The sequence below is a fragment of the Xylophilus sp. PBN-3R genome (assembly GCF_057747805.1).
Genome location: NZ_CM173225.1, coordinates 3140458 through 3155302, shown reverse-complemented (window position 1 = coordinate 3155302; position 14845 = coordinate 3140458). Strand labels below are relative to the sequence as shown.

Below are 14845 nucleotides of genomic sequence, written 5' to 3'. Positions count from 1 at the left end.
CGGGGCAAACGCCATGACCATCTCGAAGGCGCCGAACGCCTACCCGGACGTCTCCGGCTACCGGCTTCTGCCGCAGCGTTTCTGGGGCCGCTGGGCCTCCGCCGCACTGGTGCTGCTGGTGCTGGCCTGGCTGGCCGTCGCATTCGCCCGAGGGCAGATCGAGTGGCAATACGTCGCCGACTTCCTGACCGCCAGGACCATCCTCACCGGCCTGGTCTCCACCATGGCGATGGCCGTCGCTGCCATGGCCCTGGGCATCGTGCTGGGCATATTGGCGGCGGTCATGCGGCTGTCGCCCAACCCGCTGGTGAAGGGTGTCGCCATGGGCTACACCTGGCTGTTCCGGGGTACGCCGCTGATCCTGCAATTGCTGCTGTGGTTCAACCTGGCGCTGATCTTCCCCACCATCGGCATCGCCGGTGTCTGGCAGGTGAAGACGGTGACGGTCATGACACCCATGCTGGCCGCGCTGCTGGGCCTGGCCATCAACCAGGGTGCCTACACCTCCGAAGTGATCCGCGCCGGCCTGCTGTCGGTGGACACCGGCCAGTACGAAGCCGCCAAGGCCATCGGCATGGGCCAGCTGCAGCTGCTGCGGCGCATCGTGTTCCCGCAGTCGATGCGGGTGATATTGCCGCCGCTGGGCAATGAGTTCATCGGCATGGTCAAGCTCACTTCGCTGGCCAGCGTGATCCAGTTCTCCGAGATCCTGCACAACGCGCAGAACATCTATTACGCCAACTCCCGGGTGATCGAACTGCTGCTGGTGGCCGCCATCTGGTACCTGGTGATCGTTTCCATATTGACGCCGCTGCAGATGCTGCTGGAGCGCCGGTATTCCAAAGGCACGAGGACCTGAGCCATGGACCAGCCCATCGTTTCCATCGTCGACGTGCGCAAGCAGTTCGGCGATTTCCAGGCCCTGCGCGGCGTGTCCATCGATGTCGAGGCCGGCGAGGTGTTGTGCCTGATCGGCGCGTCCGGTTCCGGCAAGACCACGCTGCTGCGTTGCATCAACCAGCTGGTGACGCCCGACAGCGGTGCCATCTGGGTCAACGGCGAGCTCATCGGTTTCCAGCCGCGTGGCGACAAGACCCTGCGCAGGCTGACCGAACGGCAGATCGCGAAGCAGCGGCTGCACACCGGCATGGTGTTCCAGCGCTTCAACCTGTTTGCCCACATGACGGCCCTGGCCAACGTGATGGAAGGCCCGGTCGAGGTGCTGGGCCGCGACCGCAAGACGGTCGAGACCGAGGCGCTGGCGCTGCTGGCCCGGGTCGGCCTGGCCGACAAGGCCGGTTCCTACCCGGCGCAGCTTTCCGGTGGCCAGCAGCAGCGTGTGGCGATTGCCCGTGCGCTGGCCATGCAGCCCCAGGTGATGCTGTTCGACGAACCCACCAGCGCACTCGACCCCGAGATGGTCGGCGAGGTGCTGGCGGTGATGAAGGGCCTCGCCACCTCCGGCATGACCATGATCGTGGTGACCCACGAACTCGGTTTCGCCCGCGAGGTCGCGGACCGCGTGGTCTACATGGACCAGGGCGCCATCGTCGAATCCGGCCCCGCCGCGCAAGTGCTCTCCACGCCCACCGAGGCCCGCACCAAGGCCTTCCTGGCGGCCGTCCTGTGACCGCTTTTCCGACTGTTTCCTGTTCCACCCATCGAAGGTTCCCATGATCAAGAAGCTGACCCTCGTCGCCGCCCTGCTGGCCGCTTTCTCGGCCCACGCGGTCGACCTGCCCGACACCATCAAGTCGAGCAAGACCATCACCGTGGGTGTGGTGCCCAATTACCCGCCGCTGGAAATGAAGGACCTGAAGACCGGCGAACTGACCGGCTTCGACATCGAGCTGGGCAACGCCATCGGCAAGAAGCTGGGCGTCGAGATCAAGTGGCAGGAGACCAGCTTCGAGCAGTTCCTGTCGAGCATCAAGACCGGCCGGGTGGACATGATCATCTCGGGTTTCAGCGACCTGCCGGTGCGACAGGAAACGGCCACCTTCGTCGACTACGTGCGTTCGGGTGTGCAGTTCTTCACCCAGGCTTCGCGTGCCGGCGAGTTCAAGTCGCAGAGCGCCCTGTGCGGCAAGAACGTCGGCGCCAGCCGCCGCACCAGCCTGCCCGGCGAGATCAAGGCCTGGAGCGACACCAACTGCGTCGCCAAGGGCCTGGCCGCCATCACGGTGACCGGCACCGAAGGCTCGGCCGATGCCCGCACCCAGCTGCGCCAGGGCCGCATCGACGCAGCGGTGCAGGGCAACGAAACCCTGCCTTTCATCATGTCGCAGGAACCCAATACCTACGCCCTGGTCGGCGAGCCGCTGCGCTACACGCTGATGGGCATGGCCATGGCCAAGGACCAGCCGCTGCTGCACAAGGCGGTGGTCGGCGCGCTCGAAGAACTCAGCAAGGACGGCACCTACAAGAAGCTGCTGGACAAGTACCAGCTGTCGAACAACGGCGTCACCGCCTTCACCGTCAACGCGGGCAAGTGAGTCCGACCATGAGCATGACCATGAGCAGCACCCCGCAACTCGACCAGATCCCGCTCCTGCCGGCCAACCGCGCACCCGTCTCGCCGATCTACCCCTGGCCGGCCGGCCAGAAGGCCGCCATGTTCCTGGCGGTCGATGTCGACGCAGAGACCGCCTGGACCGCCAAGGACCCGAAGAACTACGAACGCCTGGTGACCATGTCCTTCGGCGGCTACGAAGCCCGCATCGGCACGGCCAAGATGCTGGAACTGTTCCGGGACTTCGAGGTCAAGGGCACTTTCTTCATCCCCGGCTGGACGGTGGATGCACATCCCGCCATGTGCGAGGCCATCCTGAAGGACGGCCACGAGATCGCCCACCACGGCTACCACCACCTGATGCCCGACCCCGGCGCGCCGCACATCGTCGAGGAACTCGAGCGCGGGCTGGACAGCCTGAAGAAGGTGCTGGGTGTGGTGCCCGTCGGTTATCGCGCACCGGTCGGTGAAAGCTGCGAGCAGCTGCGGGTGCTGCTGAAGGAACGTGGTTTCCAGTACAGCAGTTCATGGCGCGACGACGTGCGCCCCTACCGCCAGGTGCTGGCCGACGGCACGCCTGGCGTGGTCGAACTGCCCGCCACCATGACTTTCGACGACTGGATGTACGGCCTGACCCATCGTTTCAGCCCGCGCCCGATGTTCCCGCGTGAACACGTGCTGTCGATCTGGAACGACGAGATGGAAGAGACCCGCGACTGGGGCGGGCTCATCACCACCGTGCTGCATCCGCAGGTCAGCGGCCGGCCGATGCGCCTGAAGATCCTGCGTGAATTCCTGCAGACCACCCGTGAATACGGCGATGTGTGGATCACCACCGGCCAGGAGATCGCGACGCACTTCGAGAAGTGCGAAGCCGCAGACACCCGCCGCGCCTGATGTCGCCGGACGCCCTGTTCGACACACCCTCGCCCGAGGTGACAGCTGCGCAGGCCGGGGGGCTGGCAGAGGTTTTCATCGAAGGCGTGGGTGTCGTCGAGCCCCTGGGGGGAGAGCGTGACCGCAATTTCCGCGTGACCGACCGGCAGGGCAGGGCGTTCGTGCTGAAGGTGCTGCACTTTGCCGAAGACCCCGCGGTCAGCGATTTCCATCTTCAGGCGCTGCTCCACGTGGCCCGCCGCGACCCCGCTGCGCCGGTGCCGCGCGCCATGGCCGCGCTGGACGGCAGCGGCCACGAATACCTCTGGCAGGTGGACGGCCTGCCGGACCGCCGGGTGCACCTGCTGAGTTACCTGCCCGGAGCACCGCTCAACACGGTGGGCCGCAGCGACGCGCAGCGCACCAGCGTCGGCCGCACGCTGGCGCAGCTCGGCGCAGCGCTTTCCGGCTACCGGCACCCCGCCGAACACACCCGCCTGCTGTGGGATGTGCAGCATGTGCTCGGCGTGCGTCCCATGTTGGCCTCCATCGAGGAAGCCGAAGCCCGCCGCCTGGCGGAAATCGCCCTCGACCGGTTCGAAGACCGCGTGGCGCCGCAACTGCCCGGCCTGCGCCACCAGGTCATCCACAACGACTTCAACCCGTACAACCTCCTGGTCGACCCGGCGGACATCGACCGGGTGACCGGTGTCATCGACTTCGGCGACATGGTGTCGGCGTCGCTGGTGCAGGACGTGGCGACCGCCGCCGCGTATTTCGTGTCGCCGGAAGGCCATGCGATGAGCGGCCCGGCCGCACTGGTGCGCGGTTTCCAGTCGATCACGCCCCTGACCGAAACCGAAATCGCCTTGTTGCCCGACCTGATGGCCGCACGCCTGGCGCTGGCCGTGGCGGTGAGTTCGTTCCGGGCAGCGGCGCATCCCGGCAACGCGCCCTACATCCTGAAGAACCGGCCGATCGCAGTCGCCGGGCTCGCCCGCCTGGCCGCGCTGGCCGAAGGCGAGGGCGCCGAAATGCTGAAGAAAAACTGACTTGAACAAAGGCCGCCACCCGTGACGATGATCAATTCCTACAGCCCCGAGTCAGGCAACCTGGCCGCCCGCGAGCGCGACATGGTCGCCCGCCGCGAACGCCTGCTCGGCCCCGCCTATCGGCTGTTCTATCAAACCCCGGTGCATGTGGTGCGCGGCGAAGGCGCATGGCTTTACGACGCCGACGGCCAGCGTTACCTCGACGCCTACAACAACGTCGCATCGGTCGGCCACTGCCATCCGCATGTGGTGGCGGCGCTCACGCGGCAGGCGAGTGTTCTCAACACCCACACCCGTTACCTGACCGACGGCATCCTGGATTACGCGGAGCGCCTGCTGGGCTACTTTCCGCCGGAAATCGGCCATGTGATGTTCACCTGCACCGGCAGCGAGGCCAACGACCTGGCCTACCGCATCGCCTGTTCGCACAGCGGCGGCACCGGTTTCATCGTCACCGAGCTGGCCTACCACGGGGTGACCGAAGTCATTTCGCGCATGTCGCCGTCGCTGGGCGCGGGCGTGGCGCGCAGCCCCAACGTGCGGGTGGTGCCGGCACCGGACGCCTATCGCGGCAAGCCTGAAGACGTCGGCGCGACCTTCGCCCGCAACGTGCAGGCGGCCATCGACGACCTGCGAGCCCACGGCATCCAGCCGGCCGCCTTGCTGGTCGACACCATCTTCTCGAGTGACGGTGTGTTCAGCGGCCCGGCCGGTTTCCTCGCGCCGGCCGCACAGGTCATCCGCGATGCGGGCGGGCTGTTCATCGCCGACGAAGTGCAGCCCGGTTTCGGCCGCACCGGTTCGGCCATGTGGGGTTTCCAGCGGCACGGCCTGGTGCCCGACCTGGTGACCATGGGCAAACCGATGGGCAACGGCCATCCGCTGGCCGGTCTGGCCGGCAAGCCCGAAATCCTCGACGCCTTCGGCCGCAAGTCGCGTTACTTCAACACCTTCGGCGGAAACCCGGTTTCGTGTGCGGTCGGCATGGCGGTGCTCGATGTCATCGAGAACCAGGACCTGCGGCAGCACGTGTCCCGCGTCGGCGGCGAGCTCCAGGCCGGCATCCGCCGCCTGGCCGGACGCCACCAGCTCATCGGCGACGTGCGCGGCGACGGCCTGTTCATCGGTGTCGAACTGGTGAGCGACCGGGCCGCCAGGACGCCGGCCACCGCCGCCACCGCCGCGCTGGTCAACCGCCTGCGTGAAAAGCGGGTGCTGATCAGCGCCTGCGGCCCGGGCGCCAACGTGCTGAAGGTGCGACCGCCGATGGTGTTCGACAGCGAGCAGGCCGGCCTGCTGCTGCAGGCGCTGGACGAAGCGCTGGCCGACGTCGCGGCCCTGGCCTGAGCTCATGGAAAACACCGACCTGCTCATCCGCGAAGCCACGGTGCTGACCTGCGACGCCGACCGCCGGCTGCTGCAGGACACTTCCATCGCCATCGTCGGCGGCCGCATCGCCGCCATCGGCCCCACCGCCGCGCTGGACCCCGCCTATGCCGCGCTGCCACGCTTCGAGGCCGCTGGGCTGGGTGTGCTGCCGGGTTTCGTCAACGCCCATTCGCACACCGTGCTGAACGCGCTCAAGGGCACCGTCGAGGATTGGTCCGGCGAGGCCATCTACAACTACATGACCCCGATCTCCTATGCCATGACCGGCGAGGAGCGGGCAGCGGTGGCGGTGCTGGGTTGCGTCGAGGCGGTCCGCAGCGGCACCACCACGGTGGTCGACCCTTTCCGCCATGTGGCCACCTACGCCGACGCCATGGCCGCGACCGGCCTGCGGCTGTGGTTGTCCGAAGCCTGCGCCGACATCGACACCCGGCGCATCCGCCACGGCGACTACAGCGTGGATCCGGCCTTCGGCGACGCCTTCTTCGACCGCAGCATGGCGCTGATCGACCGCTTCCATGGCAGCCACCAGGGCAGGGTGCGTTGCCAGGTGGCGGCCCATGCACCGGACAACTGTTCGCCGGTCATCCTGAAGCGGCTGCGGGACGCCGCCGAACAGCGCGGACTGACCCGCACCATCCACCTGTCGCAGAGCCAGGGGGAAGAGGCGGCGGTGCGCCAGCGCACCGGCCTCAGTTCCACCGCCTACCTGGCGCAACAGGGTTTCCTGGGCCCCGACCTGCTGGCGGCGCACCTGACCTTCTGCAAACCCGACGACATCGCACTGCTGGCACGACACGGTGTACGCATGGCCCACACACCCGCCAGCATCTCGCGGCGCGGCGTGCACAAGGCGCTGATCGGCACCATCCGAGACGCCGGCATCGAGGTGGCGCTGGGCACCGACAACATGAGCGCCGACATGTTCCAGGCGCTGGCGTTCGGCTCCATCCTTCACCGCACCGGCCGTGGCCGCGAGGTGGAAGGCGGCGTGTCGCCCCAGCCGCAGGAAATGCTCGACATGGCCACCCGCCACGGCGCGGCGGCGGTCGGCGCGCTGGACGAGATCGGCAGCATCGAAGTCGGTAAGAAAGCCGACCTGGCGGTGCTCAACCTGCGTTCGCCCAGCCTGCGCCCGCTGATCCGGCTGACGTCGAACGTGGTGCATTACGGCCACCCCGGTACGGTGCATTCGGTGCTGGTCGAAGGCCGGTTCCTGATGCGCGGAGGCCGGCTGACCACCGTGGACGAAGACGCGGTGGTCGACCGGGCGGAGCAGGTGGTCCGCGACGTGTGGCGCCGCATGGTGCGGCAGAACCCGGACATCGCGCGGCCGGTCGGCGAGATCCCCTGGCTCGATGTGGCGCAGTAATTGCACACGTTCATGCCCGTGACCCCAAAGCCTTTCGGAAACCTCCCATGAACCTGCGGCAAATCGAAGTGCTGCGGGCCGTCATCCGCTGCGAAACCACCATGGGCGCGGCGCGTGAACTCGCCATGTCGCAGCCGGCGGTCAGCAACGCCATCAAGCTCATGGAACGCCAGGCCGGTTTCGCCCTGTTCGAACGGGTCAACAACCGCCTGCTGCCGACGGCCGACGCACGCACCCTGTTCGTCGAATCCGAGAGCATCTTCGAGCTGTATTCCACGCTCAACTCGCGTATCCAGGACATGCGCGAACGCCGCACCGGCCACCTGCGGGTGATCGCCACGCCGCCGGTCGCCAATGCCGGCCTGCCGCTGGCCATGCAGCGCTTCATGTCCAAGCATGCCGACGTGCGGGCGCATGTCGACGTGGGCGATGCCCGCCGGGTGCTGGATGCGGTGCAGTCGGGTGTCAGCGAACTGGGCTTCGTGCTGGCAACGCCGCGCACGCCGCCTTCCATCCATGCCGAGGTGCTGGTGCATTCGAGCATGGTGTGCGTGATGCCGCCGCACCATGCACTGGCTACCCGCGAACTGATCCGGCCGCAGGACCTGGCCGGTTTCCCCTTCGTCGCCCTGCACCGCGACACGGCGTTCGGCAAGGCGGTGCGCCAGTCCTTCCTGAAGGTGGGCGAGACGGTGGATTACGCCGCCGAGACCCGCTATTGCCACACCGCCTGCCTGCTGGTCGAGGCCCAGGTGGGCGTGTCGGTGGTCGACCCTTTCAGCGCCCTGTCCTTCCGCCGCGGCGGCATGGTCGTCAAACGCTTCGAGCCGCAGACGCCGGTGACTGCCTATGTGGTGGTTTCCGACCGCCAGCCGGTGTCCCGCCTCGGCGGATTCTTCATCGACGAAATGCGCCGGGTGCTGGAGTCCGTCGATGTCGACGTGCATGCCTGAACCCGACCGAACCCATGACCCATTTCTTCAATCGTCTCCTCACCTCCCTGTCCGTTCTCGCAGGTGTCATCGTCATCGGTTTCGTGCTGATCCAGGTGGCGCCCGCCGACCCCGCCGCGGTGCGGGCCGGCGGCAGCGCCTCGGCAGAAGAAATCGCCGAGATCCGCGAGGAGATGGGCCTCAACCGGCCGGTGGTGGTGCAGCTGGGCCTGTATGTCTGGCGGCTGGCCCACCTGGACCTGGGCCGCTCGATGATCTCCAGCCAGCCGGTGGCCGATGAAATTTCCGCGACAGTCGGCCCCACCGTCGAACTGATGCTGGCCAGCGTGATCTGGTCCATTCCGCTGGCCATCGCGCTGGGGGTGGTGGCGGCCTACCGGCGCGGGCGTTTCGTCGACCGGCTGGTCATGCTGGTGTCGGTCTGCGGCGTTTCGCTGCCGGTGTTCTGGGTCGGCATGCTGCTGATCCAGACCATCGGCGGTGCAGGCTGGCTGCCTTACCTGGGGCGCGGCGGCCCGCTGTGGACGCTGGACGGCCTGGCGGCCATCGCACTGCCGGCCATCACGCTGGGTTCGGTGCTGATCGGCCCGGTGGCGCGCATCACCCGCACGGCGGTCATCGAGACGCTGGGTTCCGACTACGTGCGCACCGCCCGCGCCAAGGGTGCCGGCGAGGCCCGCATCCTGGTGCGCCACGCCCTGCGCAACGCGCTTCTGCCCATCGTCACGCTGGTCGGCCTGCAGGTGGGCAACCTGCTGGGCGGGGCTGTGGTGACCGAGCAGATCTTCTCGTGGCCGGGCATCGGCCGCATGGCGGTCAGCGCCATCTTCTCCAGCGACTTCCCGCTGGCCCAGGGCGCGATCCTGGTGACGGCGGTGGGCTTCCTGATCATCAACCTGGTGGTGGACCTGCTCTACGCCAGCCTCGACCCGCGCGGGAGCAAATAATGAGCGCAGTCCCCGTGACCACCACGCCCACCGCCGAGCCGGCCCCGCAAGGCCTGTGGCGCCGCATCGCGTCCGACCGCCTGCTGGTGCTCTGGCTGGCGCTGGCCGTCGTGATATTGCTGCTGGGCCTGCTCGGCCCCTGGATCGCGCCGCACGATCCCTACGAGACGCAGATGCGCATCGCCCGCCACACGCCGGGCTGGACCTCGCCCGACGGCGTCACCTATTGGCTGGGCACCGACGTGCAGGGCCGCGACATCCTGTCGCGGGTGCTGCACGGCCTGGGCGCCACGCTGGGCATCAGCCTGGGCAGCGTGGCGCTGGGCTCCGGCCTGGGCATGGTGCTGGGCATCCTGGCGGCCTATTACCGGCGGCTGACGGCGCCCATCATGCGGGTGGCCGACGTGCTGCTGTCCTTCCCCGCCATCCTGTTCGGCCTGAGCCTTTCGGCGCTCATGGGGCCGGGGCTGGCCAGCCTGTTCATCGCGCTCAGCGCGTCGTGCGTGGCCGGCATGGTGCGGGTGGCGCGCTCGGCCGCGCTGGTGGTCACCAAGCAGGACTACATGGAAGCCGGGCGCTCCATCGGCTTCGGCGACTTCTACCTGATCACCCGCTACCTGCTGCCCAACTGCTCGTCGATGCTGCTCATCTACGCGACGCTGCAACTGGGCCACACCATCCTGCTGGCTTCGCTGCTGTCCTTCCTGGGCCTGGGCCCCGCGCCGCCGTTCGCAGAGCTGGGAAGCATGGCCGCCGACGGCCGCAAGTACCTCGAGATCTTCCCCCACGTGTCGACCGTGCCCACCCTGGTCATCTTCTTGGTGGTGCTGGTGATCAACCTGCTGGGCGATGCCTTGCGCGACGCCTTCGACCCCAGGTTGCGCGCCTGAGGCGTCCTGAATTTCCGGTTTCCGATTTTGTTAGTTGAAGGAGTTTCCCGATGACCTCTCTGTCCATCCGCCTCGCCGCGCTGCCCCTGCTGGCGCTGGCCTGCGCGCCGCTGGTGTCGCAAGCACAAACGCCGAAGTCGGTGCTGCTGCTGCGCGACCTGGAAACCGACCGCTACGACCCGCACCGCACCACCGCACGCGGCGGCGCCGAAGTGCTGTTCATGGCCGGCGACACCCTGGTCGGCCTGGACTACGACCTGAAGAAACCCGTGCCGGCCGTGGCCAAGAGCTGGACGGTGTCGGCCGACGGCCTCACCTATACCTTCAAGCTGCATGAGAACGTCACCTTCTGCAGCGGCAAGAAGATGACCTCGCAGGACGTGGTCGACAGCTACAAACGCTGGCTCGATCCGGCCACCAAGGGCCTGGACAAATGGCGCGCCGGCCCGGTCGACAGCGTCACCGGCCCGGACCCCTACACCGTGGTCTACAAGCTCAAGCGCCCCTATGCCGACCTGCTGCGCCAGATGTCGCAGCACGGGCACACCATCATCAACATGGAACAGGTCAAGGCCCTGGGCGCCGACTTCGGCGTGAAGGGTTTCGACGGCACCGGCCCCTACTGCTTCCAGAGCTGGACACCCCGCAACGAGGTGGTGCTGACCAGACACGAAGGCTACGACTGGGGCCCCGCCATCTATGCCGACCCGCGCCCCAAGGTCGACCGCGTGGTGTGGAAGATCGTGCCCGAAGAAACCACCCGCCTGACCGCGCTGCAGACCAACCAGGCCGACGCCACGCGTTACCTGCCTTACTACGCGCTGAAGGACCTGAAGAGCAGCAAGACGCTGTCGACCAGCAAGGCGCCGGTCTACAACTGGACGTTCTATGTCGGTTTCAAGATCGACAAGGCGGCGGTCGCCGACGAGAAGGTGCGCCAGGCCATCAACCTGGCGGTCGACCGCAAGACGCTGACCGAGATCATCACCTTCGGCAACGCCACGCCGGCCACCAGCATGCTGGCGACCGACACGCCCACACCCGGCCAGACGCCTTTCCACTTCGACCCGGCCAGGGCCAACAAGCTGCTGGACGAAGCCGGCTGGCTGAAGAAGCCCGACGGCTTCCGCTACAAGGACGGTGTCAGGCTGCAGCCGCTGCTGTACGGCATCGCCGGCTACTGGAAGGACATCCTCGAAGCCATGCAGGGCGACCTGCGCAAGGTGGGTGTGGACCTGAAGGTGCAGCTATTCGACTCGACCGTGGCCTGGGGCAAGCTGGGCACGCAGGAGTTCGACATGTTCAGCATCGGCTTCGGCTACATGTCCACCGGCGAGGCGCTGAACCTGTACTTCCTGTCGACCAGCGTGCCCACCCCCAACCGCATGAACTGGAAGGATCCGGAGACCGACAAGTGGCTGGCCGAAGGCGACTCCGCCCGCGACCCCGCGGCCGCCGACAAGGCCTTCAGCCAGGTGCTGGGCAAGACCTCGGCCGCGGCCGTGTGGGTGCCCCTGTTCCACGACCCGCTCTACCTGGTCAACGGCCCGCGCATCAAGCCGCTGAAGGCGCACGGCATCGAAGGCACCGCCTTCTACAAGGGCCTGGACTTCGCATGGAAGTGAAGACCACGGTCGTCCGCGCGCTCGACGTGCTGGTCGGCTGGGACGAGGCCGCGCAGCAGCACGTCTACCACCACGGCGCCGACCTGGTGCTGCGCGGCAATGCCATCGTGCAGGCCGGCGGCACCTATCACGGCCCGTGCGACGAGACGGTGGACGGCCGGGGCCTGATGGCCATGCCCGGCCTGATCAACATGCACAGCCACCCCAGCTCGGAGCCGGGCAACCGCGGCTTGCTGGAAGACCTGGGCAGCGCGAAGCTCGGGCAGAGTTCCCTGTACGAATACATGCCGGTGTTCCGCGCCGACATCGCCTCGGCGCCCTATGCCAACCAGGTGGCGGTGTCCGAGATGCTGCGCAGCGGCGTCACCACCTATGTCGACATGTCCATGCCCCGCCCGGGCTGGGCCGACACGGTGGCCGCCACCGGCATACGGGGCATCCTGGGGCCGATGTTCCGGTCGGCCGCCTGGGCCACGCGCAACGGCCATTCGGTGGAATACAGCTGGGACGAAGCCGCCGGCGAACGCGCCTTCGAGGCATCGCTGGCGGTGGTCAAGAGCGCGCTGGAACACGAAAGCGGCCGGCTCGGCGCCATGCTGTGCCCCTCGCAGATCGACACCTGCACACCCGCGCTCCTGAAGGCCGCCCAGGCCGAGGGCAAACGCCTCGGCATACCGCTGCAGGTGCATGCGGCGCAGAGCGTTGTCGAGTTCGGCGAGATGACCCGCCGCCACGGCCGCACGCCCATCGAATGGCTGGACGACATCGGCCTGCTGAACGAAAACCTGGTCATCGGCCACGGCATCTTCCTGAACGACCATCCGTCGGTCTACTGGCCGCAGGCGGACGACTTCGGACTGCTGGCCCGCTCCGGTGCCGGCGTCGCGCATTGCCCGACCGTGTTTGCCCGGCGCGGCATCGCGCTCAACTTCCTGGGCCGTTACCAGCAGGCCGGCATTCCGGTCGGCATCGGCACCGACACCTTCCCGCACAACATGCTCGACGAGATGCGGCTGGCCAGCTACCTGGCGCGTGTGGTCGCCCGCAACTACCAGGCGAGCAGCACCGAAGGCCTGATCGATGCCACGACGACGACCGCGGCCCGCATGCTCGGCCGCGACGACATCGGCCGGCTGGCGCCCGGCTGCAAGGCCGACTTCTCGCTGGTGGACCTGCGCCACCCCTACATGCGGCCGGCGCGGGAGCCGCTGCGCTGCCTGGTCTATTCGGCCGGCGACCGGGCGGTGCGTGATGTGTATGTCGATGGCCGGCAGGTGGTGCGCAACGGCGAGGTGCTGACCATCGACGTGGAGCGGGCGCTGTTCGAGGTCGAACAGGCGCAGCTGTCCACCCTGGGCCGGGTGCACCTGAACGACCATGCCGGCCGCAGCGCCGACCAGCTGTCGCCGAAGGTGTTCACGACCCGCACGCCGGGAGTTGCCGCATGACAAGACCATTGCTGGAACTCCGGGGCCTGTGCGTGGAGTTCACGCGCGGCCAGCAGCGCACCCAGGCGGTACGCGGCCTGGGTTTTTCCATCGGTGCCGGCCAGACGGTGGCGCTGGTCGGCGAGTCGGGTTCGGGCAAGTCGGTCACCGCGTTTTCGCTGCTGCGGCTGATCGAGAACGCGGGTGGCACCATCGCCGGCGGCAAGGCGATGTTCACCCGCCAGTCGGGCGAAACCGTCGACCTGTTCGCCCTGCCGCAGAACGCCTTGCGGGCGCTGCGCGGCAAGGAGATCTCGATGATCTTCCAGGAGCCGATGACGGCGCTGAACCCGGTGATGACGGTGGGCGACCAGATCGCCGAGGTCTACCAGCTGCACGAGAACATCTCCGGCGCCGAGGCCATGGCCCGCGCCGGAAAGATGCTGGAAGCCGTGCGCCTGCCCGAGCCCGCGCGCCGGCTGAAGCAATACCCGGGCGAGCTGTCCGGCGGCATGCGGCAGCGGGTGGCCATCGCCATGGCGCTGGCCTGCCGGCCGCAGCTGCTGATCGCCGACGAACCCACCACCGCGCTCGACGTGACGGTGCAGTCCGAAATCCTGGCGCTGATCCGCGAGATGCAGCGCGAGATGGGCATGGCCGTGCTCTTCATCACCCATGACATGGGTGTGGTGGCCGAGATCGCCGACCGGGTGGTGGTGATGCGCCACGGCCAGAAAGTCGAGGAGGCACCGGTAGGCGAATTGTTCGCCGCGCCTACCCAGGCCTATACCCGCGAACTGCTGGCGGCGGTGCCCCGGCTGGGCGACGGATCGCCGGCCGCGCTGGCGGCAGATGCCGAACCGCCGCTGCTGGAAGTGCGCAACCTGAGCAAACGTTTCCCGGTGCGCACCGGCTGGTTCGCCAAGGCCGCCAACGTGCATGCGGTGGAGGGTGTCTCGTTCTCGCTGCGGGCGGGCGAAACGCTGGGCCTGGTCGGTGAATCGGGTTCCGGCAAGTCGACCACCGGCCGGCTGGTCAGCAAACTCATCGACGCCAGCGAAGGCAGCGTCAAGCTCTGCGGCCGCGACATCGGCGGGCTGAGCAATGCCGAAATGCGGCCGCTGCGTGCCGACATCCAGACCATCTTCCAGGATCCCTACGCATCGCTCAACCCGCGCCTGGCGGCATGGGACCTGGTGAGTGAACCTTTGAAGCTGCACGGCGGCCTGGCCCCGGGCGAGCGCCGCCAGCGCGCCGCCGAGCTGATGGAACGGGTGGGCCTGCCGGCCAGCATGCTCGACCGCCGTGCCCACCAGTTCTCCGGCGGCCAGCGGCAGCGCCTGTGCATCGCCCGGGCGCTGAGCGTGCGGCCGAAGATCATCGTGGCCGACGAGTCGGTGTCGGCGCTGGACGTGTCGGTGCAGGCCAGGGTCATCGACCTGCTGCAGGACCTGCAGAAGGAACACGGCCTGGCCTATCTCTTCATCTCGCACGACATGGCGGTGGTGGAAAAGGTGAGCCACCGGGTGGCGGTGATGTACCTCGGCCGCATCGTCGAGATCGGCCCCACCGCGTCGGTGCTGCATGCGCCGCGCCACCCCTACACCCGCCGCCTGCTGTCGGCCGTGCCCATGCCCGACCCGACCATCCGCCGGGTGCACCAGGCCCGGCCGGCATCTGCCGTGCCCAGCCCCGTATTCCCTGCCGGCCACCGGCCGGTGCAAGCCGCGATGGAGGAGGTGGCCGAGGGCCATTTCGTCCAGCTCGACGGAGTCCATTGAATGCCTGAAACCGGAAACCCC

At 67.9% G+C, this 14845-nt stretch carries 13 protein-coding genes; all 13 read left to right on the top strand.

Annotated elements, in window-relative coordinates; all coding sequences use genetic code 11:
- The first annotated feature begins 13 nt into the window (after positions 1-13).
- Genes AC3ANW_RS14965 through AC3ANW_RS14905 form a run of 13 tightly spaced genes read left to right on the top strand, consistent with a single transcriptional unit; the run spans position 14 to position 14824 of the window.
- Positions 14-859: an amino acid ABC transporter permease gene (locus AC3ANW_RS14965; RefSeq protein WP_488341636.1), complete on the top strand. Its 846-nt coding sequence runs from the start codon at positions 14-16 to the stop codon at positions 857-859.
- A 3-nt stretch (positions 860-862) separates the two neighbouring features.
- The gene (locus tag AC3ANW_RS14960) at positions 863-1630 is read left to right on the top strand and encodes an amino acid ABC transporter ATP-binding protein (protein WP_488341635.1); all 768 of its coding nucleotides are present in this window, start codon (positions 863-865) and stop codon (positions 1628-1630) included.
- A 43-nt stretch (positions 1631-1673) separates the two neighbouring features.
- On the top strand, positions 1674-2495 hold the full coding sequence (locus tag AC3ANW_RS14955) for an ABC transporter substrate-binding protein (RefSeq protein WP_488341634.1): 822 nt from the start codon (positions 1674-1676) through the stop codon (positions 2493-2495).
- Positions 2496-2515: 20 nt separating this feature from the next.
- On the top strand, positions 2516-3409 hold the full coding sequence (locus AC3ANW_RS14950; RefSeq protein ID WP_488341633.1) for a polysaccharide deacetylase family protein: 894 nt from the start codon (positions 2516-2518) through the stop codon (positions 3407-3409).
- Positions 3409-4440: a phosphotransferase gene (locus AC3ANW_RS14945; protein WP_488341632.1), complete on the top strand. Its 1032-nt coding sequence runs from the start codon at positions 3409-3411 to the stop codon at positions 4438-4440. The genes AC3ANW_RS14950 and AC3ANW_RS14945 overlap by 1 nt, the downstream gene beginning before the upstream one ends.
- 27 nt (positions 4441-4467) lie before the next feature.
- Positions 4468-5787: an aspartate aminotransferase family protein gene (locus tag AC3ANW_RS14940; RefSeq protein ID WP_488345436.1), complete on the top strand. Its 1320-nt coding sequence runs from the start codon at positions 4468-4470 to the stop codon at positions 5785-5787.
- A 4-nt stretch (positions 5788-5791) separates the two neighbouring features.
- Complete coding sequence (locus AC3ANW_RS14935) at positions 5792-7201, top strand: amidohydrolase family protein (RefSeq protein ID WP_488341631.1); 1410 nt, start codon at positions 5792-5794, stop codon at positions 7199-7201.
- Between the two features lie 47 nt (positions 7202-7248).
- On the top strand, positions 7249-8154 hold the full coding sequence (locus tag AC3ANW_RS14930; protein WP_488341630.1) for a LysR family transcriptional regulator: 906 nt from the start codon (positions 7249-7251) through the stop codon (positions 8152-8154).
- Between the two features lie 14 nt (positions 8155-8168).
- Positions 8169-9101, top strand: coding sequence for an ABC transporter permease (locus tag AC3ANW_RS14925; RefSeq protein WP_488341629.1), 933 nt, complete (start codon positions 8169-8171; stop codon positions 9099-9101).
- On the top strand, positions 9101-9991 hold the full coding sequence (locus AC3ANW_RS14920) for an ABC transporter permease (RefSeq protein ID WP_488341628.1): 891 nt from the start codon (positions 9101-9103) through the stop codon (positions 9989-9991). The genes AC3ANW_RS14925 and AC3ANW_RS14920 overlap by 1 nt, the downstream gene beginning before the upstream one ends.
- Before the next feature lie 50 nt (positions 9992-10041).
- Positions 10042-11616: an ABC transporter substrate-binding protein gene (locus AC3ANW_RS14915; RefSeq protein WP_488341627.1), complete on the top strand. Its 1575-nt coding sequence runs from the start codon at positions 10042-10044 to the stop codon at positions 11614-11616.
- Positions 11607-13064 carry an amidohydrolase family protein gene (locus AC3ANW_RS14910; protein ID WP_488341626.1) on the top strand — a complete coding sequence of 486 codons (1458 nt, stop codon included), beginning with the start codon at positions 11607-11609 and terminating at the stop codon, positions 13062-13064. The genes AC3ANW_RS14915 and AC3ANW_RS14910 overlap by 10 nt, the downstream gene beginning before the upstream one ends.
- Positions 13061-14824: an ABC transporter ATP-binding protein gene (locus tag AC3ANW_RS14905; protein WP_488341625.1), complete on the top strand. Its 1764-nt coding sequence runs from the start codon at positions 13061-13063 to the stop codon at positions 14822-14824. Before AC3ANW_RS14910 ends, AC3ANW_RS14905 begins: the two co-directional genes overlap by 4 nt.
- The last annotated feature ends 21 nt before the right edge of the window (positions 14825-14845 follow it).

Coding starts and splice junctions, on each gene's coding strand:
- AC3ANW_RS14965 (WP_488341636.1), top strand. CDS start 14: ATGACCATCTCGAAGGCGCCGAACGCCTACCCGGACGTCTCCGGCTAC.
- AC3ANW_RS14960 (WP_488341635.1), top strand. CDS start 863: ATGGACCAGCCCATCGTTTCCATCGTCGACGTGCGCAAGCAGTTCGGC.
- AC3ANW_RS14955 (WP_488341634.1), top strand. CDS start 1,674: ATGATCAAGAAGCTGACCCTCGTCGCCGCCCTGCTGGCCGCTTTCTCG.
- AC3ANW_RS14950 (WP_488341633.1), top strand. CDS start 2,516: ATGAGCAGCACCCCGCAACTCGACCAGATCCCGCTCCTGCCGGCCAAC.
- AC3ANW_RS14945 (WP_488341632.1), top strand. CDS start 3,409: ATGTCGCCGGACGCCCTGTTCGACACACCCTCGCCCGAGGTGACAGCT.
- AC3ANW_RS14940 (WP_488345436.1), top strand. CDS start 4,468: ATGATCAATTCCTACAGCCCCGAGTCAGGCAACCTGGCCGCCCGCGAG.
- AC3ANW_RS14935 (WP_488341631.1), top strand. CDS start 5,792: ATGGAAAACACCGACCTGCTCATCCGCGAAGCCACGGTGCTGACCTGC.
- AC3ANW_RS14930 (WP_488341630.1), top strand. CDS start 7,249: ATGAACCTGCGGCAAATCGAAGTGCTGCGGGCCGTCATCCGCTGCGAA.
- AC3ANW_RS14925 (WP_488341629.1), top strand. CDS start 8,169: ATGACCCATTTCTTCAATCGTCTCCTCACCTCCCTGTCCGTTCTCGCA.
- AC3ANW_RS14920 (WP_488341628.1), top strand. CDS start 9,101: ATGAGCGCAGTCCCCGTGACCACCACGCCCACCGCCGAGCCGGCCCCG.
- AC3ANW_RS14915 (WP_488341627.1), top strand. CDS start 10,042: ATGACCTCTCTGTCCATCCGCCTCGCCGCGCTGCCCCTGCTGGCGCTG.
- AC3ANW_RS14910 (WP_488341626.1), top strand. CDS start 11,607: ATGGAAGTGAAGACCACGGTCGTCCGCGCGCTCGACGTGCTGGTCGGC.
- AC3ANW_RS14905 (WP_488341625.1), top strand. CDS start 13,061: ATGACAAGACCATTGCTGGAACTCCGGGGCCTGTGCGTGGAGTTCACG.